The 20,883-nt window shown below is 52.5% G+C and carries 19 protein-coding genes; 12 read left to right on the top strand and 7 right to left on the bottom strand.

Features of this window, described 5'->3' with window-relative positions:
• Nucleotides 1-8: 8 nt before the first annotated feature.
• Nucleotides 9-488, bottom strand: coding sequence for a GGDEF domain-containing protein (locus tag V7676_RS06590; protein ID WP_335658837.1), 480 nt, complete (start codon nucleotides 486-488; stop codon nucleotides 9-11).
• 328 nt (nucleotides 489-816) lie between these two features.
• On the opposite strand from V7676_RS06590, the gene purE reads away from it, so the two are divergent.
• The 8 genes from purE to V7676_RS06550 all read left to right on the top strand — a co-directional run bounded on the left by purE (nucleotide 817) and on the right by V7676_RS06550 (nucleotide 8,361).
• Nucleotides 817-1,329 carry a 5-(carboxyamino)imidazole ribonucleotide mutase gene (purE, locus tag V7676_RS06585; RefSeq protein ID WP_335658836.1) on the top strand — a complete coding sequence of 171 codons (513 nt, stop codon included), beginning with the start codon at nucleotides 817-819 and terminating at the stop codon, nucleotides 1,327-1,329.
• 9 nt (nucleotides 1,330-1,338) lie between these two features.
• Nucleotides 1,339-2,409: a 5-(carboxyamino)imidazole ribonucleotide synthase gene (locus V7676_RS06580; protein WP_335658835.1), complete on the top strand. Its 1,071-nt coding sequence runs from the start codon at nucleotides 1,339-1,341 to the stop codon at nucleotides 2,407-2,409.
• 35 nt (nucleotides 2,410-2,444) lie between these two features.
• The gene (locus V7676_RS06575) at nucleotides 2,445-2,939 is read left to right on the top strand and encodes a dihydrofolate reductase (protein WP_335658834.1); all 495 of its coding nucleotides are present in this window, start codon (nucleotides 2,445-2,447) and stop codon (nucleotides 2,937-2,939) included.
• Between the two features lie 186 nt (nucleotides 2,940-3,125).
• Nucleotides 3,126-3,254, top strand: a complete 129-nt coding sequence (locus V7676_RS06570) for a hypothetical protein (protein WP_335658833.1) — start codon at nucleotides 3,126-3,128, stop codon at nucleotides 3,252-3,254.
• Between the two features lie 10 nt (nucleotides 3,255-3,264).
• On the top strand, nucleotides 3,265-4,185 hold the full coding sequence (locus V7676_RS06565; RefSeq protein ID WP_442955414.1) for a bifunctional riboflavin kinase/FAD synthetase: 921 nt from the start codon (nucleotides 3,265-3,267) through the stop codon (nucleotides 4,183-4,185).
• A gap of 148 nt (nucleotides 4,186-4,333) precedes the next feature.
• Nucleotides 4,334-7,267, top strand: a complete 2,934-nt coding sequence (gene ileS / locus V7676_RS06560) for an isoleucine--tRNA ligase (protein WP_335658832.1) — start codon at nucleotides 4,334-4,336, stop codon at nucleotides 7,265-7,267.
• A 106-nt stretch (nucleotides 7,268-7,373) separates the two neighbouring features.
• Complete coding sequence (gene lspA, locus V7676_RS06555) at nucleotides 7,374-7,874, top strand: signal peptidase II (RefSeq protein ID WP_335658831.1); 501 nt, start codon at nucleotides 7,374-7,376, stop codon at nucleotides 7,872-7,874.
• Between the two features lie 79 nt (nucleotides 7,875-7,953).
• On the top strand, nucleotides 7,954-8,361 hold the full coding sequence (locus V7676_RS06550; RefSeq protein ID WP_335658830.1) for a DUF3035 domain-containing protein: 408 nt from the start codon (nucleotides 7,954-7,956) through the stop codon (nucleotides 8,359-8,361).
• A gap of 204 nt (nucleotides 8,362-8,565) precedes the next feature.
• Here V7676_RS06550 and V7676_RS06545 read toward each other — a convergent pair whose 3' ends face one another.
• The 6 genes from V7676_RS06545 to V7676_RS06520 form a co-directional block, all read right to left on the bottom strand.
• Entirely contained in the window at nucleotides 8,566-10,941 is a 2,376-nt protein-coding gene (locus V7676_RS06545) for a TonB-dependent receptor (protein ID WP_335658829.1), read from the bottom strand.
• A gap of 240 nt (nucleotides 10,942-11,181) precedes the next feature.
• On the bottom strand, nucleotides 11,182-12,774 hold the full coding sequence (gene purH / locus V7676_RS06540) for a bifunctional phosphoribosylaminoimidazolecarboxamide formyltransferase/IMP cyclohydrolase (protein ID WP_335658828.1): 1,593 nt from the start codon (nucleotides 12,772-12,774) through the stop codon (nucleotides 11,182-11,184).
• 10 nt (nucleotides 12,775-12,784) lie between these two features.
• The gene (locus tag V7676_RS06535) at nucleotides 12,785-14,575 is read right to left on the bottom strand and encodes a heparinase II/III family protein (RefSeq protein WP_335658827.1); all 1,791 of its coding nucleotides are present in this window, start codon (nucleotides 14,573-14,575) and stop codon (nucleotides 12,785-12,787) included.
• Nucleotides 14,572-15,234, bottom strand: a complete 663-nt coding sequence (gene rpe, locus V7676_RS06530; protein ID WP_335658826.1) for a ribulose-phosphate 3-epimerase — start codon at nucleotides 15,232-15,234, stop codon at nucleotides 14,572-14,574. The genes V7676_RS06535 and rpe overlap by 4 nt, the downstream gene beginning before the upstream one ends.
• 115 nt (nucleotides 15,235-15,349) lie before the next feature.
• Nucleotides 15,350-16,633 (bottom strand): RsmB/NOP family class I SAM-dependent RNA methyltransferase, encoded by a 1,284-nt coding sequence (locus V7676_RS06525; protein WP_335658825.1) that lies wholly within the window; start codon nucleotides 16,631-16,633, stop codon nucleotides 15,350-15,352.
• 98 nt (nucleotides 16,634-16,731) lie between these two features.
• On the bottom strand, nucleotides 16,732-17,637 hold the full coding sequence (locus tag V7676_RS06520; protein ID WP_335658824.1) for a M48 family metalloprotease: 906 nt from the start codon (nucleotides 17,635-17,637) through the stop codon (nucleotides 16,732-16,734).
• 83 nt (nucleotides 17,638-17,720) lie between these two features.
• Here V7676_RS06520 and V7676_RS06515 point away from each other — a divergent pair, with 83 nt between their 5' ends.
• The 4 genes from V7676_RS06515 (at nucleotide 17,721) to pgmG (ending at nucleotide 20,836) form a co-directional block, all read left to right on the top strand.
• Nucleotides 17,721-17,903, top strand: a complete 183-nt coding sequence (locus V7676_RS06515) for a DUF1674 domain-containing protein (RefSeq protein WP_335658823.1) — start codon at nucleotides 17,721-17,723, stop codon at nucleotides 17,901-17,903.
• A 164-nt stretch (nucleotides 17,904-18,067) separates the two neighbouring features.
• Nucleotides 18,068-18,880, top strand: a complete 813-nt coding sequence (locus tag V7676_RS06510; protein WP_335658822.1) for a division plane positioning ATPase MipZ — start codon at nucleotides 18,068-18,070, stop codon at nucleotides 18,878-18,880.
• 3 nt (nucleotides 18,881-18,883) lie between these two features.
• A complete protein-coding gene (locus tag V7676_RS06505; protein WP_335658821.1) occupies nucleotides 18,884-19,318 on the top strand; it encodes a J domain-containing protein in 435 nt (144 codons plus the stop codon).
• A 108-nt stretch (nucleotides 19,319-19,426) separates the two neighbouring features.
• Entirely contained in the window at nucleotides 19,427-20,836 is a 1,410-nt protein-coding gene (gene pgmG, locus V7676_RS06500) for a phosphoglucomutase/phosphomannomutase PgmG (protein ID WP_335658820.1), read from the top strand.
• Nucleotides 20,837-20,883: the final 47 nt, after the last annotated feature.

Genomic DNA, 20,883 nt, shown 5'->3' with positions numbered 1-20,883 from the left:
GAAACTGTCTAAGTACCGGTAGTTTTTGATCGGTACATCGCTTCATCCACTCGCGACATTAGCGCAAGAACCGTATCTTTCGGCCCTATAAAACTGTAACCAATCGCAGCGCCTAGTTTCAGTTTCTGGCCATTATATTCCAGATTAGCCAATTTGATGCGCCGTATCAGAGACAGGATTTTCTGTTCGACTTCATCACCGTCAAGATTATCCAGTAACAACGCAAATTCATCACCACCAATCCGCGCTACCAAGTCACTGGCGCGGACATTACCCTTCAAAATCTCGGCAAAACGGATCAACAAGCGATCCCCGGCACCATGGCCATAACGATCATTAACAGACTTTAAATTGTCGACGTCAAGAAAGAGCAGGGCCGTATTGTCACCATAGCGCTGACAACGTACGATCCGCTTTTCTAAGCTTTCGATAAAAAACCGGCGATTAGACAATCCCGTAAGAATATCATGATTTGCCCGCTGCTCCATTTCAGCCAGCGCCTCCTTTAATTGCAAATTTTCTGACTGGAGTGCCGCACAACTGGTACATCCTCCTCTGATTTCTTTTCTGCTGATGACTTCGCTCGTCAACCTGTTATCCTAGATAGGGAAATATTTTTAACTAAGTATTTGCGATTTATTATTCTTTAGTTTGTTATTACCTATTTAGTCAACAACCTTGGTCAATATTTACTGGCCAAGCTCCGATAACGTCCCGTTACATTCAGAAAAAAGCATCGATCTCCATTGCTGCATTGCCTGGACGACATTTCACAGCTAAACGACTTTGCTTCCGCGACACTATTCAGGTGCAGACATGACCGAAGTAACTCCGAAAATTGGAGCACAAACGCCTCCACAAATTGGAATAATCATGGGCAGTCAATCCGACTGGACCACGATGCGCCTTGCGGCAGAAATCCTTGAACAACTTGATGTTGCCCATGAAGTCAAAATCATTTCCGCCCACCGGACACCGGATCGGCTCTATGATTATGCCAAGGCGGCAACCTCTCGGAATTTAAAAGTAATAATTGCCGGCGCGGGTGGCGCGGCGCATTTGCCTGGCATGGTTGCCGCCATGACGCGGGTTCCGGTTTTGGGAGTCCCCATCCAATCCCGCACGTTAAACGGGGTCGATAGTCTGTTGTCGATCGCGCAGATGCCAGCGGGAATTCCAGTGGGTACTTTGGCAATTGGCGATGCAGGCGCAAAAAATGCTGCTTTGCTGGCCGCAGCCATTTTGGCCAATGAAGATGATTCACTTGCCGGTCGACTGGATGCATGGCGCACCGCCCAAAGCGCGGCTGTCGCTGAACAGCCGGAGTAATTGGCCCCGATGAAACCGCTTCCTCCTGGTTCAACTATCGGCATATTAGGTGGCGGTCAATTAGGCCGTATGCTGGCGGTCGCGGCGGCGCAGCTTGGATATCGCTGTCATATCTATGCGCCGGATAAATTCAGCGTGGCTGCCGAGGTGGCCGTAGAATTCACCTACGCGCCGTATGACGATATCGAAGCGCTGGGAAGATTTGCCGATGCCTGCGACGTCATCACCTTTGAATTTGAAAATGTGCCCGTTGCACCGTTGGCCGCCATCGCAGGTCGCTCAGCGCTCCACCCGCCCATTGGCGCGCTAGACATCGCGCAAAACAGGGTCGCTGAAAAAAACTTTGCCCGCGCTCAAGGCGGCACGACGGCCCCTTTCGCAGAGGTCATCGACATGGCCTCGTTAAACACGGCCATTAAAGAGGTCGGCTGTCCTGCCATATTGAAAACCATCCGCATGGGCTATGATGGCAAGGGTCAAGCGCGGATCAAACAAGACGACAATCTCGCAGACCATTGGGATGCGGTCGGACATCAACCTTGTGTGGCAGAAGGCTTTGTTACATTCACGCAGGAATTTTCAGTCATTCTGGTGCGCGGCCAAGACGGAGCGATCCGTTATTGGGATACACCGCATAATATCCACGAAGATGGCATATTGGCGAAATCGTTAATCCCCGCCCCTGCCAATATTCTGAAACAGGAAGAGGCCGCCCGCGCCCTCGCCGCCAAAATGGCACAGGCAATGAACTATGTCGGTGTACTGACCTGTGAATTTTTCGCCACAAACAATGGCCCCATATTTAACGAAATGGCTCCGCGCGTCCATAATAGCGGGCACTGGACAATCGAAGGTGCTGTCACCAGCCAGTTTGATAACCATATCCGGGCAATATGCAGATTGCCGCTCGGTGATACAGGATTGGCTGCCAAAAAGATTGAAATGACCAATATTATTGGCGGCAATGCTGATGAATGGCAGGCCCTGCTTTTGGACTCCGCAAATCGCCTCCATCTCTACGGAAAAGGCGAAAGCCGGCCGGGCCGTAAAATGGGCCATGTCACGAAATTATTTTTATGATTTGCACATGATTTGATCTGGGCTAGGCGCAACTTATGAACCATCCCGAAATAATTTTAATCCTTGCGCGTGCCAATAATGGCGTGATTGGCAAGGATGGCATGTTACCTTGGCATTTGCCCGCTGACCTGCGCCATTTTAAATCACTGACACAAGGAAAGCCCATGATCATGGGGCGCAAGACTTTTGACAGCCTGCCCAGCCTTTTGACGGGCCGCCGGCACATCGTGCTGACCCGCGACCAAAGTTGGGAAGGCGATGGCGCGGAAATTGCTAACAGTTTCGAGGAAGCCCTTAAAATAGCCAATGCCCCACATATCGCGGTCATTGGCGGTGCTGAAATTTACCGGTTGTTCCTGCCCAAAGCGGATAGAATTGCACTAACCGAAGTGCATATTGACGCCGAAGGTGACACGGCTATGGAGGCATTTGATCCCGAAATCTGGCAAGAAGCCGAACGGGAAGACCACGAAGCTAAAGACGGCAAACCAAGCTTTTCCTTTGTCACTTTAAAGCGGCAGTCCGGATAAAGAAACTTTCTTTGGCTATGCTCACCTTGGTGGTTCTTGCAGCTATTGGCTTTTTCACACTAGCGCCCAGCATTTTGAAAAACAGACGAACCTGATTGACGGTAAACCGCTGCCCAAAATTACGGCTAAGATACAAAAACTGCACGACAGCTTGATGATTTTCGATCTCCGTAGCGGCACATTATTATGGAAACGGAAGACGAGATTCGTGCCGTGATGAGCCTTAATGCGCTGCGTGTTATCAAGGCAGTGATGATGGCTTTGAAAGATTTGCCCAAACAAAATGTTGAACAAAAAACCGAAACTCGCCAATAGCCCAAATATTATGCGGTTAAGCGGTAAAAATAACATTCCAGAAAGTTTACGTGGTGCAATTATTGCGCTCGGCAATTTTGATGGCTTTCACAAGGGCCATCAGGCCGTGGCCCAAGAAGCGATCGATTGGGCAAAGTCCGAAGGCCGGCCCGCAATTATAGCAACTTTTGATCCGCACCCCGTCCGCCATTTTCGGCCCGATGCCCCTCCCTTTCGCCTCACCAATTTGGATCAGCGAGAACGTTTGTTTACCGCTGCGGGGGCAGATGCCATGCTGGTATTTGAATTTGGGGCAGAACTCGCCGGAACCACGGCGGAGGACTTCGTCCAAAAACTGCTCGTGGAACGCTATGGCGCAGCGGGTATCGTCACGGGAGACGATTTCACCTTTGGCAAAGATCGCACCGGCAATGTTGCTGTGATGAAGAAACTCGGTGCGCCGCTGGGCCTATCTACCAAAACGGTCGGGCCAGTCAGCGACGGCGGAGAAATTATATCCTCCAGCCGCATCCGTGATGCGTTAATCGCCGGTGACTGCGAAACGGCAACCGAACTGCTGACCCGTCCATTCGCTATTGAAGGCCCAGTCATTCATGGCGACAAAAATGGCCGTAAGCTGGGTTTTCCTACTGCCAATATTGATGTCGGCCAATATCTGCGCCCCAAATATGGCATTTACGCAGTCAAAGGTCGTATGCCCGACGGACGGGTCGTCAATGGCGCGGCCAATCTCGGCATCCGCCCGACTTTTGACCCGCCTAAAGAATTGCTCGAGCCCAATTTCTTTGATTTTTCCGAAGATCTTTACGGGCAGATCATCGAAGTCGAACTGCATCATTTCCTGCGCGGCGAAGAGAAATATGACGATCTCGATGCGTTGATGGAACAGATTAAGAAAGATTGCGACAAGGCGCGAGAGCTGCTCGGTTAAAACGCCAAATCCATTAGATACTGAATGTCATCGGGTTGATCCGAACGGGAACGCAGATCAGCTTTGGGCGATCCACAAATAAGCACGCCATGTACCGGTAAAAACCATGCTTGCGTCCCCGCTCTACCTCGCCTAATCCCCCGCAATCATGACCGATAAAACACCAGATTATAAAGATACGGTTTTCTTGCCGAAAACCGACTTCCCGATGAAAGCCGGCCTTGCGAACAAGGAACCGGGAATTTTGGAGCGTTGGCAGAATATCCGGCTTTATGAAAAGTTGCGAAAGTCCCGTGCAGGGCAGGAAAAGTTCATTTTTCACGATGGGCCACCTTATGCCAATGGAAACATTCACATAGGGCATAGTCTTAACAAGACGTTGAAAGATCTCGTCGTAAGGTCTCAAAATCTGCTCGGCAAGGACGCGCCGTTTGTTCCCGGGTGGGATTGCCATGGCCTGCCGATTGAATGGAAAATCGAGGAACAATATCGCAAGAAAAAGCTGAACAAGGACGAGGTTCCGGCCAGTGAATTCCGCGCCGAATGCCGGACTTATGCCGACAATTGGGTCAATGTGCAGCGCGAGGAATTCAAGCGGCTCGGCGTCCTGGCGCAGTGGGACAAGCCCTATCTGACGATGGATTATGACGCCGAAGCGGCGATTGTCACCGAACTTCTAAAGTTCGCCGAAGCCGGACAACTCTATCGCGGCGCCAAGCCGGTGATGTGGTCGCCGGTCGAGAAAACCGCGCTGGCCGAGGCCGAAGTGGAATATGAGGATATTGTCTCGACACAGATTGATGTGGCGTTCGAGATTGTGGAGGCGCCGAATGCGCCGGAGCTGGTTGGCGCTCATGCGGTGATCTGGACGACGACGCCTTGGACGATTCCGGTTAATCAGGCTTTGGCTTATGGGGCTGATGTTGAATACGATGTTGTGGAGCTACAAGGTGGTCATTTTGCTCGTGACATAGTTCCATCAATGAATATGCCCGAGGACAAGGCTTCTCCAACTTGGAAAGTGCTCAAAAACAAAACATTGCTAATTGCTTCTAAGCTTCGTGGTCAGTTTTTTGATCGCTTAGATCTAGCCGTTTCCAAGGAATTAGGTCGAGAAGTCAGCTTGGCTACTCAAATCAAAAAAGTTTATGCATTGAAAGGCTCCGAACTCGCCGGAGCCACCGCCAAACACCCGATGGCTGACAAGTTCCCGGACAGTGAATTCTACACCAAGCCCCGGCCCTTCCTTGACGGCTCAAGCTTCGTTACCACCGATGCGGGTACCGGCCTTGTCCACATGGCACCCGACCACGGCGAAGATGATTTCGACCTGTGCAAGAAAAACGGTATTAATCCGGTATTTGCCGTCGATGCGGACGGTGTCTATCGCGACGATTGGGCTTGGCTGCCACGCGGCGATGAGCGCGCGGGCGGTGTGATCAACAAGAAATTTGTCAGCAGCGCTGGCCCGATCTGCGAAGATCTGCGCGAAGCAGGTGCTCTGCTTTCGGCCAACGATGATTTTCAGCATAGCTATCCGCATAGCTGGCGCTCCAAAGCAAAAATCATCTATCGCTGCACGCCGCAATGGTTTGTACCGATGGATACAGACATGGCAGCAGCTGGCGGTAAAACGCTCCGCGAAACGGCTTTGCATGAAATTCGTGACGAAGTCCGCTTCGTACCGGAGCGCGGAAGACGCCGTCTGGAATCGATGGTCGAAGGCCGCCCCGACTGGGTGCTGTCCCGCCAACGCGCTTGGGGCGTGCCAATTGCGCTCTATGTCGATCGCAAGAGCGGTGAGTATCTCAACGATCCGGCGGTCAACGCGCGGATCATCGCCGCCTTCAAGACCGGCGGCGCGGATGCGTGGTTCAACGCCGATCATCAGGATTTTCTCGGCAGCGACCATGTACTCGATGATTATGAAGTGATCACCGATATTCTCGATGTCTGGTTCGACAGCGGCTGCACCCACGCATTCGTGCTGGAAAGCGGCAAATGGCCGGACCATGTGCGGACGGATGGCAAAAAACCTGCCGACCTCTATCTCGAAGGTAGCGACCAGCATCGCGGCTGGTTCCAGTCGAGCCTGCTCGAATCCTGCGGCACCAGAGGCCACGCACCTTATAAAGCCGTGCTCACCCACGGCATGACGCTCGACAAAAACGGCAAGAAAATGTCGAAATCGCTCGGCAACACGCTTGATCCGAAAAAGATCATCGATGTGCAAGGCGCGGATATCCTGCGGCTGTGGGCCGCCAGCGTCGATTTCACCGAAGATCACCGGATTGGTGACGAAATCCTGAAAGGGGTTTCGGACAGCTACCGCAAATTGCGCAACACATTCCGTTATATGCTCGGCGGACTTTCCGATTTTCAGGATAGCGACCGCGTTGCCGTGGCTGATATGCCGGAACTGGAGCGCTATATTCTGCACCGTCTGGCAGAGGTGGATGCGGAGCTGAAACAGCATGTGAATGATTTTGCGTTCGGCCCTTATATGCGGGCGCTGAACGCTTTTGCTCAAGAAGACCTGAGCGCGTTTTTCTTCGATATCCGTAAAGATTGCCTCTATTGCGATGCCCCGGATGATCCCAAGCGCATGGCATATCGGACGGTCATGGACATTTTGTTCCATGCCCTCACCCGCTATATCGCGCCGGTGTTGGTCTTTACGGCCGAGGAAATCTGGCAGAGCCGGTTCCCGGATGAAAATGACAGCATCCATTTGAAACTATGGCCAGAAGTCGACAGCGCTTGGACAGATGCTGAACTAGCCGGGAAGTGGGAAAATATTCGCACCGCACGGATTAATGTCACCGAAGCCATTGAACCACTGCGCCGTGAAAAAACCATCCGTTCCAGTCTGGAAGCAGAAGTCACCTATCCTATGGGCGATCTCCCCATGGATAGCAGCGAATTTGCCGAATTATGCATTGTGGCGGATATAAAAGACGGTAGCGAAATCACCGTTACCAAAACAGACAATCACAAATGTGGGCGCTGCTGGCGTCTGCTGCCTGAAGTCGAAGAAGACGGCGCGCTGTGTGATCGCTGTGACAAGGTTTTGAACGCATGACCAACCCAAAATTCGTCATCCTGAACTTGTTTCAGGATCTCATTCAAGTTGCGCCGAAGATCCTGAAACAAGTTCAGGATGACGCAGGCTATTTTGGAATCAATGCATGACCGACACTATTAAGAAAAACCGGATTACCGGCCTGTGCGTCGCCGTCCTGATATTCTTTGTTGATCAGTTCACCAAATATATGGTGATGCATCCATTGGACCTAAAAGCGAAGGGCCAGATCGAATTGCTACCCTTTTTCAACCTGACTTGGGCAGAAAATTACGGGGTTTCCATGGGATTTCTTACCGCGTCGAGTGATTTTCAGCGCTGGGCGCTGGTCGCACTGACCGGATTAATCGGCGTAGCGGTTTTGGTCTGGATGTGGCGGGAAAAAGCGAAATGGGATATTATCGCATTGTCGCTCGTCCTTGGCGGTGCGATGGGCAATATATTGGATCGGGCCCGCCTCGGCTATGTCGCGGATTTTGCCGATCTGCATATCGGTGATTTCCGCCCGTTTCTTATTTTTAACGTGGCCGATGCGTGCATTTCTATCGGAGTCGTAATCCTGCTTGCGCGCGCGCTGTTATTGCGCGAGAAGCCGAAACAAGATTAAGAGGTGTTCAGCTTGATGACAGTTGACCCATGGCAAAGAGCCGGTCAAACGCTCATCAAGACAATTGAGGGAAGTGAATATGCGTAAATCAATCATAGCTATCAGCCTGGTTTCGTTAGTCGGACTGTCTGCTTGCGGATCAAGCGGCCTACTTAACCGCGACCGTCCTGACGAATTTGCAGTATCGCGTCAGGCACCATTGGTGATCCCGCCCGATTTCGCGCTTACTCCTCCACAGCCCGGTCAACCTCGCCCCCAAACCGGCGGTGTTCAGCAGCAGACTTTGGAAGCCATGTTTGGCGGTGTACAAGCCCGCAGCATTACCGAAAGCGCAATTGTCGGCCAAGCCGGTGATGCCGATGCCGGCATTCGTTCTTCCGTCGGAGATGCAGATACATTTACGGTCGATAAAGGCAGTGTGACCCGCGACATTATCGCCGCACCCGAAGGCGATGGTCAACACGCACAGGCTGCTACTCCAGAATAGATAAAGCTTTTGTTTGAGGCTTAAGCTCCGCTGGTTCTGCTGGCGCTGTATCTCTGTGGTCGCAATATTTTTGCACAATCAGGGCTTTTCAAACGGGCTCACGGCACCGCGCTGATAAATACAGCCGGCAACGCTTGAAGGCGCCACCGGCTGCAAATGTCCGGGTGAAGCATAGAGAGCCTCACCCGCTTTTTTTGTTTGCGTTTAGAACGCCATAGAGAAGGTACCGCTAAATGTGCGCGGTGCACCGATATTTACGAATGGTACGCTGCTCGATTCCAAGCTACCACCGAAACCGCCAACATAAAGTTCGTCGAATAGGTTATAAACGTTGAACTGAAAGTAAGTTTTGTCGTTAAGGCCAATCCATTCCAGGTTCACACGGGCATCAAGATTGACCAATGTGTAGGACGGAGCCGTGCTGCCAAAAACCTGATTTCCGCCACTAACGACCGGCAAATTCGTGTCATTAATGTAACGCTTTCCTGTCCATTTGGCCTGTGCCCCAAAATCAACCGGTCCGATTGAATATTGAGCCCGTCCACCAAAGCTTGCTACTGGCGCCCCCGATTCCCTTTTGCCTGCGGTTTCTGCAAAGACGGGCACTCCACCCACCGTATCAACCACGACATCGTCTTTAATTTCCGATTCGTTCAGCGAACCAAAGACATAAAGCGACAGATTGTCCGTTGCAGCGTAAGATACACTGGCATCCAGACCATATTTGTCAACTTGACCCAGGTTCCGGAATATAGACTCTTCCAGTACCGGATCATAAGCGCTGGCGAGGCGATTATTATATTTGGTAAACCATCCAGTGATCTGGGCTTGGACCCGGCTGGATTTATACCGCAAACTCAGATCGAATGAGTCTGTTGTTTCGGGAACCGGCTCTACACCAGCTGTATTGTCCGCAAAAAACAACGAGTCATAAAGCGGGTCGGTCGCAGGAACGGAAAGACCTTTCGCATAATTTGCTGCCAAGCTGATTGCCGGAGAAATATCATAAACAAATCCGACATTCGGTAATATCTTATTGTAGTTATAAGTGCGAGCCTGCGGCAAGGCAAAACCCGGATTGGCAGCCGCATAAGCCGCATTCTGCTCATCATCGCGTCCCAAACAATCGACAAAGCCCGAAGCGCTGGTGGTGAAACAGAACTGATTTAGCTCACGTTTGAAAAATGGTGCACGAACGCCGAGATTGACTGTTAGTGCATCATTGAAGAACTGACCGCGATATTCACCCGAAATCTGATGCAAAGTAGCATAAGAAAGACGGTTGCGCTTATTGATCTCGGTTCCGGTGATGTCGAACAATGGATCATCAATCGGATAAACGTCTTGCGCAAAACCATTTGGATTTAACAATCCAATTTGGCCAGTTTGACGGTGGCGCGCACGGTCATAGGTATAGGCCAGACGAACCGAGTTGCTTTCATCCAAATCATAGCGCAGCGATGAAATTACGCCAATTCTGCGGGTTTTAGTCTGGCTCGGCTGGTGAATTTCAACTTCGTCAAGCAGATCACCGTCGCCATTAAGATCAATGCCAGTATATGGACGGCCTCCAATATATCCCAAAAAGCCATTCCGGGCATATTCATATCCGCGCGTTGTTCCGCCGCCATTGGCTTTGACAACCTGATAGCTTGGATCAACCGAAAGCACCAAACCGTCCATCAAGGTGAACTTGGAAGCACCGCGGATATTGCCCGTGTCAGATGGATTGAAGCGATAATCAAATGCACTGCCGCAACGGTTGGATGTGTCTGCAACACCAGGGGTTGCTACAGCAACCGAACAGCCGAGCGAATAAAAGCGATCATCCTTGGTCTGCGGAAATCCACTAGGGACGGCACGGTCATCGCGCAGGGCAACGGAACCGAAAAAATTATTACGGTTGATGTTATAATGACCGGCTAAAGATACGAAGTCGCCATTGTCGCCAATGGGTTGGTAGAGACGCGCGTTATATTGCTGTTTATCAATCTTGCCGATGCCGTAAATATTGTCATTGTCCGACTTTTCAAAAGCGAGAAATGCCTTTGTTCCAAATGAGGTTATTTCACCGGTGTCAACCGAAGCAAAAATCCGCATGAAACCATATTCGCCAACTGAACCAGAAAAACGCACACCAAAATCATCAAAAGGCTTGCGGGTAAGATAGTTGATGGTGCCGCCGGTTGACGATGCTGTCGGGCTATCCACATCCGTCGTGCCAAGGTTCACATTGACCTGATCAATCAACTCAGGCGAAAGCTGCTGGTTGGAATAAATCGCATAGCCACCGGAATCATTCAAAGGAACGCCGTCAAACGTCAGGCTTACCCGGTCTCCGCCGAACCCACGGATAGAAATTGTACCACCGGCAGACCCATAAGGATCGTTATTCTGGAAACTAACACCTGGAATGATGTTAATAGTATCAAGAATTGTTTGTCCCGCGCCAGAGCGAGAAATAATGTCCTGCGTCAGAACCTGTTTAGCTTTTGAGCTGTCAGGAATTTCCACGCCCGCAACATCGGATGAGCGCTGGCCAATTAGGGGGCGTCTGTGACGCGCTAGGTTGAGAATCATGTCGGTTATGTGACAGTGATTTGAACGATATTTTACAACAGAGCAAACCGGCCCAGAAACTGCGCAATCGTGCGCTTTATCAGGTGTTGCTGCATTGCAACATAATCATGCTATTCGTGATATGTTTGAAGATCTGTGACGATTTTAGATCGCGGCGAGAGCCAAGGTCATCTGCAGCGCGTGCGTGCCTTGGCTCCCTTAACTGCGGGTAACAGAGCCGTTTAACTGAGCGATAAAATCTTAATGCCGGAAATGACGCATGCCGGTAAATAGCATCGCCAGGCCAGCTTCGTCCGCAGCCGCAATAACCTCGTCATCACGAATCGAGCCGCCGGGCTGAATAACCGCCGTTGCCCCCGCTTCCACAGCTGCCATCAAGCCGTCGGCAAACGGGAAGAACGCATCGGAAGCGACCGCTGAACCAATTGTCCGTGCTTCACTCCAGCCGGCTTTCTCAGCCGCATCCTTGGCTTTCCAAGCGGCAATGCGTGCCGATTCCAACCGATTCATTTGCCCTGCACCAACACCAGCGGTGGAGCCGCCTTTGGCATAAACAATCGCGTTAGATTTCACATGCTTCGCGACGGTCCAGGCAAATAGACAATCGGCCATTTCCTGCTCAGTCGGTTCGCGCTTTGTGACGCATTTCAGATCGCTCTGCACAATTTGGCCATTGTCGCGCGATTGGAGCAAATAACCACCAGCAATTGATTTCACGCCCATGCCGGTCCGTGCCGGATCGGGCAGATGGCCGGTCAACAAGAGACGCAGGTTTTTCTTCTTCGCAAAAATCGCCCGCGCATCGGCATCGGCATCGGGTGCGCATACAACTTCAGTGAAAATGCCCGTCATCGCTTCGGCCGCCGCTCCGTCAAGAGGCCGGTTCACCGCGATGATCCCGCCAAAGGCAGATACGCTGTCGCAAGCAAGCGCTTCTTTATAGGCTTCCAATATGCTGTCACCGCTGGCTACGCCGCAAGGATTGGCATGTTTGACGATAACCACGGTGGGCGGCCCATCGCGAAACTCGCTCACCAATTCCAACGCCGCGTCGGCGTCATTATAATTATTATAGCTCAGCGCCTTACCCTGAAGCTGCTGGGCCTGTGCAATGCCTTTGGTCGACGGACCATCTGGCAAATAGAGAGCCGCGCTTTGATGCGGGTTTTCGCCATAACGTAGCTCCGTCGGCTGGCTCATGGTGAGAGGCAGCGTCGGTGGGAACATCTGGCCCTGATCGGAAAAACCAAACCACTGCGCAATCATACCGTCGTAAGCGGCCGTAGCAGCAAATGCCTTCGCTGCCATTTTCTTACGAAAATCTATGCTGGTGGCACCGTTACTTTCTTTCAATTCCACGAGCAGTGTATCGTAATCGGAAGGATCAGTGACAATAGTCACGAAATCATGGTTTTTGGCCGCACTACGCACCATGCTGGGGCCGCCGATATCAATATTTTCGATAATCTCGTCGCGTTCTGCACCTTTGGCGACCGTCTGCGCAAACGGGTAGAGATTGACGATGACCAGATCGATACCGGCAATGTCATGCTCCTTCATAGACGCGACATGCCCCGCATCATCGCGCCGCGCCAGTAAGCCGCCGTGCACTTTGGGGTGCAGCGTTTTCACGCGGCCATCCATCATTTCCGGAAAATCGGTCACGTCGGAAATATCGGCAACATCCAAACCAGCATCGCGCAACGCCTTGGCTGTGCCACCGGTCGAGATCAAAGCAACGCCCATGGCGGAAAGTTCTTTACCCAACTCAGCCAGACCGCTTTTGTCAGACACTGAAAGCAACGCCCTTTTAATTGTAATATTTTCCGTCATGATACTCGTTTTATCCCATATGTTTGAGTAGCCAACCGGTCGCACCACCGCCGCTACCCACTTTATCCGTTATCACCATCTGCATCACAGGATGGGGAATGCCCATGCCATCGACCCAGACGCTATCTTCCAAAATAACCTGTCCGCTAGTAGCGCGGAATTGCCATAAATTACCGTCTTTGAGACGTAGCAAGACACCCTTACCTTCCGATATTAAATCGCTTTCGATATCGGGCCCCAAATGAAAGCGCAGCGCATATTCGACGTCTTTTTTCTTCCGACGAAGCTTTCTGCCCTGAGGGATCAACATATCCTCCCCGCGCAATTCCAGCCCGTCGGAGCGCAGCAATAATAGCCGCTTATGGACCAAACCGAAACGCCGGACATAGCCGTCATGGCTCGCCTCCAAACGGGTGGCATTTTCGACATCACGGCGGAATAGCTCCACCTCGCTAACCCCGCGACCAAGTTTGCCATCGGGCAGGATAGAAGTGCTGTTGCTATTATCGATGCAAAGTGTGCTGTGCGCCGCTGTTGATCGTAGCCCACGTGCTAGAGATGCAGGAATAGTCCCACCAACCAGCCCCGCACCGCCGCAATTTGCAATGATCCGACTATCGCCGTTAGAAAATTCAAACGCCAATGTCGACGCACAACCGGCGACTGCCATCCTCGCAATCGGGGGCGGGGCAGCATCGAGAATGAGCACCGAACGTCCAGAAGACACGCGTTGATAACCCCAGTCACGCGCTTGCCGTAAGGGGCGGGCACGAACACCGCTGGCTTCGATTACCTGCTCAACCTGCTCGGCAGAAGTCGCGCCGCCGCCCTGCCAATTGCCCATGCTGCCATCAAAATGGGTTAAGCCGGTCAAAGGCGGCACCGCCAACGCAAGGGCATTTTCAAGAAACTCGGGTATATCTTCGTCGCGCGCCAAATAGACTTGTTTGAGCATCGACAGCAGGATCACAGCATCCATCTGGTTAAGCGGCGAACGCGATACAGACCCGCCATCGGCAAAGAAAAATTCGCCCATCGCCTTTTCAAGGCCGGCCTCTCCGACAATCTGCCGCACGCGGCCCTCAGGAATTAACAAAGACGCCGCCACAACCCCGCTCCAGGCGACCAACCGGCCAAGACTGGAAGTGGCTTTGTCGGCCGTCCGATCAAGATGCCTTGCAGTGCGCGCAATATTGTTCAAAACCTTGGAACGGTAAATCAGATCTCTGGAAGATAATATAAGCGGGGCATGGCTGGCCCAAATGAGGAGGCGCCAGCCGCAATTATCGGGGCGCCATGCAGGTTGCCGGATTTTCTTGCCATTGGCATCCAGCCATTCTTCCATGAGTTTCTCAGCCACCGGCATGGCCTGATCGCGGGATGCTGCTGTATCCAGATCACGTAACCACTGAAAACGATGGACGTAATCTTCGAAGGCTGGCGGGAGCTTCAGTTCCGCAAAATCAATATCTACAAGTTTCTTTTTGAGACCGCGGAACAGGAAATGACCCGCGCGAACCGCTGTTCCCTGAACCCTATCACCCTCAACCGGATCAACAGGTACGGCGAGCAAACGGAGAGGCAATTTACCCGACAAGCGCAACCGGTGTAAAGGCATCCGCCAGGTCATCCGGTAATAGAGCAAGGCGGTTTGTTCCGCCAGTGATTGGCCGCGATGGCTGTCGGAACGAATAGTCAGGCTGCGTCCGTCTGGCGCCTGACTTTCTTCCCCGCTATAGCGTTCCAACCCGCTACCGGGATCATCGGCAGGATCGATTTGGTCAGGCCGTTCCGCGCTCATTCACCCCTCAAGCCGCTAATATTAGCGGCATAGTGATCAGGTCCGCCCCGGAATGTCGCCGTTCCAGCCACTAAAGTATCTGCGCCCGCTGCAATGGCTTTGGGCGCCGTCTTGAGATCTATTCCGCCATCTACTTCCAAACGGATATCCTTGCCGGTCGCGTCAATCCGCTTACGGATTTCCTCCACCTTGCGAAGCTGCGTATCAATGAAGCTCTGCCCGCCAAAACCGGGATTGACGCTCATCACCAATATGAGATCAAGATCATCAATGAGATAGTCCAGCACATCCAAAGGCGTTGCAGGATTTAAAACCAGTCCAGCCTGTTTGCCGAGCGATTTAATCGTCTGTACCGTCCGATGTGGATGTGGGCCGGCTTCCGGATGGAAGGAAATAATATCCGCGCCAGCTTCCGCAAAATCTTCCAGAAACTGGTCGACCGGTGAAATCATCAAATGGACATCAAACGGCTTCGCACTATGAGGGCGCAGCGCTTTGACAACGGCAGGCCCGATTGTGATATTGGGCACAAAATGGCCGTCCATGACATCGACATGCACCCAGTCACAGCCAGCAGCATCAATTGCACGAACCTCCTCACCCAAACGCGCAAAGTCAGCAGAAAGAATGGAGGGGGCGATACGGATCGGACTAGACATGGGGGTTCCTTTGATAGTCAGCGTCTAGGGATTTTACATCTGCCCTGCAAGGCACGATTCGGCGCGAGTCGCAATGGCCTGTGGACAATTTGGGGACAGGCTGAAATTTACAGCCTTATTCACCCTTTCGTTGCAATCGTGCGATGAAGAATCCGTCGAGATATCCTTTATCGGCTAGCATATTGGGAAGCGTACGAACGCAGCCATTTTCCAACGGAGCAATGTCGCCAGGAAGCGCATCATGCTCCACGGGAGCAATTTCATATTCGCTATGGCTTTCCAGAAACTGTTCTATCTGTTCTTCACCCTCTTCAGGCTCCAGCGAACAAACTGCATATACTAATATTCCGCCCGGCTTAACCCATCCAGCAGCCCGGTCGAGCAGCGCCTTTTGCACTTCCGCCCGTTCCGAAATTTGGCGCGACCCGATACAATGTAGAACATCGGGATGACGGCGGAAAATGCCGGTCGCGCTACACGGCGCATCGAGCAAAATAGCGTCAGCAGGTCCCGATGGCTCCCATTTCATCAGGTCCGCAATTACAATATCCGCATCCAGCTTGGTACGGGCCAGATTATCCTTAAACCGCTCCATGCGTTTTTCACTATTATCGACAGATATGATTTTCCAACCAGCGGCAGCCAATTGCATGGTTTTCCCGCCCGGTGCGGCGCATAGGTCGAGTACGGTTTTCCCATTTCCTTCGCCTAGCAATCGCGCAGGCAAAGAAGCTGCAAGATCTTGAACCCAAAATGCTCCATCCGCAAAGCCGGGTAATTCAGTAACCGGAACGCCCTGCTCCATTCTTATATGTTTGGGGGCAAGCTTCTCGCCCTCTAGCTCTCCTGCATCATCCGTTTTGAAACTCAGATCAAGCGGCGGGGATTTGGCCCATGCTTGTCCGGCTGCGTTTGCAACGCCCTCTCCCCAGTTATGGGTCCAGCGATCAAGCGTTTCACCGGGAATTTCAGGATAGGCGGGTAACGCCAATTCACCTGATTCCAGACCGCGCATTACGGTCGAAAACACGCCATGAACCAGCCGTCTTGGTCCGCCATGGACCAGCGGCAACGCGGTCGCAATCGCCGCATGTTGTGGTGTTTCCAGAATCAGCACTTGCACCAGCGCAATGCGCAGCGCCATCCGCGCCTTCGAATCATCAGGAAGGCGCTTCTTGGTCGCGCTGTCGATCATCGTATCGAGCGCCGTCATCCAGCGAAGCGCATTCGCCGCGATATTATGGGCCAGTGAGCGGTCAGACGGATTGGCCAATTTGGCAGTGGCTATAGGAAGAGCCTGATCCAGTGTTTCGCCGCGCCGGCACACCGCATCGAGCATACGTATAGCGGCAGTCCGCGCAGGCAGGCCGGGAATTTTGGAAAAGTTTTCTGTATTCATGATATTGCGTTCCGCACTTGATGCGACACCCGGACTGGATCACGCGAAACCTTCCATAGACGCCCTAGGCTGCGGATCAAGTACGGAACAGTTTAGGCTCAACGCTCTCTTGTGGGATTCAGCGCGCTACGCCGCCTTTTTAATCGGCCCATATCGCCAATTTCATCGGGCGAGGTGGACCAACGATCCGACCCGCCGCCCTGTGCCATATCTTGCAGAGCTGCAATACGGTCTTCGGTAGCGGGATGAGTAGAGAACATCTGTTTCACACCGGCAGGAACGATATATAACTGGGCGGCAGCTGGATTGCGTTGCGCTACCGGATTGGGGATGCGCTGTGCTTGCCCGGAAATCTTGTGAAGTGCGGAGGCCAGCGCAAGCGGTTTCCCGCTAATTTCTGCTGCCGCACGATCCGCGCCAAATTCACGGGTTCGGCTAATCGCCATTTGTACAATCATCGCGGCAAAGGGCGCGATGATCACCGCCATGATACCGGCAATGCCGCGATTATCGCGAAAGAACAGGCCGAAATTGGCTAGCATCGACACCGCGCCGGCAATTGTCGCCACCATGGTCATGATCAAAGTGTCACGGTTTTTCACATGGCCAAGCTCATGAGCCATCACCCCTTCAATCTCGTCATAACTCAACATGTTAAGCAAACCCGTCGTCGCCGCGACTGCCGAATGTTCTGGATCACGGCCCGTGGCAAAGGCATTAGGCTGCGGCTGATCAACAACATAGACCTTCGGCATGGGCAACCCGGCGCGTTGCGCGAGTCTCTGCACCATCCCATAAAATTCGGGATGGCTAGCTGCATCAACCTCAACGGCTTTATGCATTTTCAGTACGATCTTATCCGCGTTCCAATAGGTGAACAGGTTCATCCCTGCCGCGACCAATAGCGCCAAAATCGCTCCGCGCGGCCCACCGAGTGAAAAGCCCATGACCATGAACAAGGCCGTCAGCGCCGCCAATAGCATTGTTGTTTTCAGAAAATTCATCGGCTCACTCACTTGATTATGAACAATATACGGTGAATATAGTGATTCAGGCGCGCTGTTTCAAACCTGCGGAGTATAGAAAAATGACGCAAAACGATAGAAAAGCGGGTGAACGCCCTGCCCATGCTAAACCGCCTGCCCATCTTTCTAAAAGCCCGCCCATTCCAAAACCTGACCCACTTGAAAAAGCCGACGAGATTTTGGAAAGAAACGGACCGACCCGCTATGGCGATTGGGAACATAAAGGGCTGGCGATCGATTTCTGAGACGTAGTCAAGACCGCGATCCGATCGGAAGCCAATCGCAAGTTTTTGTTTCCGGTGCTTTTATTCAAACGTGGTTTAGGTTAGCAGTCCATCTGGGACAGCCGCGTAAAAGACTCTGCCCCGGATTTGAAATTTGGGTATCAAAATAGGGGGTAGCAGAGCCAGTGACCGACAGCCAAGCGCATCATATCGTCTTTGCCAATGAAAAGGGCGGAACGGGCAAGTCCACCACCGCCGTTCATATTGCTGTGGCCCTTGCCTATCAGGGGCACAAAGTTGCGGTCATCGATCTCGACCCGCGCCAACGGACGCTTTACCGCTATCTCGAAAACCGCCACGCGACGATGGGGCGGCTCGATATCGATATTCCCCAGCCCCATTTTGAAGTGTTCGAACATGACAATCTCGCCCGGTTGGAACAATTGATCGAGCGTATGAGCCACGGTGTCGATTATCTGCTTTACGATACACCGGGCCGTGATGACAAATTTGCCCGTTTTGTAGCAACACGGGCCAATACATTGGTGACGCCGATAAATGACAGTTTTGTCGACTTTGATCTCATCGGACAAGTCGATCCCGAAACGTACAAAGTCCGCAAGCTCAGCTTCTATGCCGAATTAATATGGGAAGCGCGCAAGGCGCGGGCAAAGGCGGACGGGACAACCATAGACTGGGTTGTGCTGCGCAACCGGACCCAGCACATCGAAGCACATAATATGAAACGGATCGTCTCCGCGCTGACCGAGCTATCGCAGCGTGTCGGGTTTCGGGTAATTCCGGGGCTTAGTGAGCGGGTTATTTACCGAGAACTTTTCCCCGCCGGTCTCACCATGCTCGATAAAGGGCAGCTTGGCCGCCTTGCCACCAGTCATATAGCGGCGCGGCAAGAATTACGCGAATTGATCAAACACCTCGCCTTGCCGCAACCGGAAGGCGAGCGACCGGATTTTGGCAAACCCAAACTGGTTGCATAAACCATGACATTCATGCTGATTCTCAGCATCACGGTTATCGCCATCCTGATCCTTTCGGGCCGCGCTAAAAACATGCGCCCGAATGACTGGCTGGCGCTTGCTATTGCCCTTCTCGGCGTTAATTTTCTCCGCGGTGGAAATTTGATCTTTGGCAGCGGACTTATTGCCGGCGCCGCAGCGTGGAGCGGGTTTAAACTGTTTGGGGATCGTAAAACCACCACTGCGGAAAAAGGCAAGCCGCGTAACCTTGAACTGGATCAAGCACGTTCGTTATTGGGCGTGAGCGAAGGGGCAAACGCAGCGAAAATCAAATCAGCCTGGCGATCCCGCCTAAGCGAACATCACCCCGACCGGGGCGGCGATGAAGAGCTCGCCCGCCAAATAAACCGGGCCCGAGACATTTTGCTGGAGGAAATGGAGGCGATTCGTCACAAATAATGCGTAAATCTGGCGCAATACGGGGCTAGTATTTATAAATTAGGCTTTCTATTGTCGTGTCGTTACCCGGATCCAGAATAAGATCATCTCCCCGAAGGAAAACACCCCATGACCTCATTACAATCCCATGAATTTCATTCCACCAGCCTGCGCGAATATGATATTCGCGGGATTATTGGAGAAACGCTCGGCAATGATGATGCTTATGCCATTGGTCGCGGATTTGGCACGCTAATCGCGCGGGCAGGGGGAACGGCAGTCGTGACCGGCTATGATGGCCGGATCAGTTCCCCGGGGCTTGAAGATGCGCTGATCGAGGGACTGAACGACGCGGGGGTGAACGCTATTTCCATTGGCATGGGCCCGACACCCATGCTCTATTATGCCGAATGTGTCTTAGAGCAGGTGCAAGGCGGCATCGAGATAACCGGCAGCCATAATCCCGCCAATTATAATGGCTTCAAAATGGTATTTCAGGGACGTCCGTTTTTTGGAGCGGATATTCAAAAGCTCGGTGTGATGGCGGCCAGCGGTGATTGGGATACGCCGGAGGATGACGCCACGGGAAGCATAGAACGTATTGATATCATAGATGAATATGTCGCGCGGCTAACCAAGAATTTTACCGGAAAAGCGATGAAAATCGGCTGGGATGCAGGCAATGGTGCCGCCGGACCCGTCATCGAAAAGCTCACCGCCAACCTGCCGGGTGAGCATCATCTTCTTTTCACCGATGTCGACGGCAATTTCCCCAATCATCATCCCGATCCTACCGAGGAAAAGAATCTGGCGGATCTCAAAGCGCTTGTTGCAGACAAGAAGCTCGATTTCGGAGTGGCGTTTGATGGCGACGGCGACCGCATCGGCGCGATTGACGGCGAAGGCCGTGTCATCTGGGGTGATCAGCTTCTGCAAATCTACGCCGAAGACGTGCTGAAATCTGAACCCGGCGCGACGATTATCGCAGATGTAAAGGCATCACAGGCCCTTTATGACCGGATCGCCGCACTTGGCGGGAAACCGCTTATGTGGAAAACAGGCCATAGCTTGATCAAATCCAAAATGAAGGAAGTTTCCTCACCGCTGGCAGGCGAAATGAGCGGCCATATATTTTTCAAACATGATTATTACGGCTTTGATGATGCCCCCTATGCTGCGATTCGCCTGATTCAAGCCGCCACCAATATCGGCAAAAGCGTGACCCAGCTGCGCAGCGATATGGTCGAGATGATCAACACTCCCGAAATGCGTTTTCAAGTCGATGAAAGCCGTAAATTCGCCGTTATAGACGAGATACTCGAACGGCTTGCCGCCAGCGGAGCCGATGTGAATAATACCGACGGCGCGCGTGTGAATACCGACGATGGCTGGTGGCTCCTGCGGGCGAGCAATACACAGGATGTGCTGGTAGCGCGCGCGGAAGCGAAATCCGAAGAAGGATTGGGGCGATTAATGGCACAAATTGATGAGCAGTTGAAATTATCGGGATTGGAACGCGGCGAGACTGTCGGGCATTAACCGCTACAGCCGGCGCTTTTTGCACATAGTTGATGTTGAAACCTGAT

The organism is Parasphingorhabdus sp. (assembly GCF_036963805.1).
GTDB lineage: Bacteria > Pseudomonadota > Alphaproteobacteria > Sphingomonadales > Sphingomonadaceae > Parasphingorhabdus.
The sequence above is the reverse complement of the archived record's forward strand: the minus strand, read 5'-3'. Positions and strand labels throughout refer to the sequence as shown.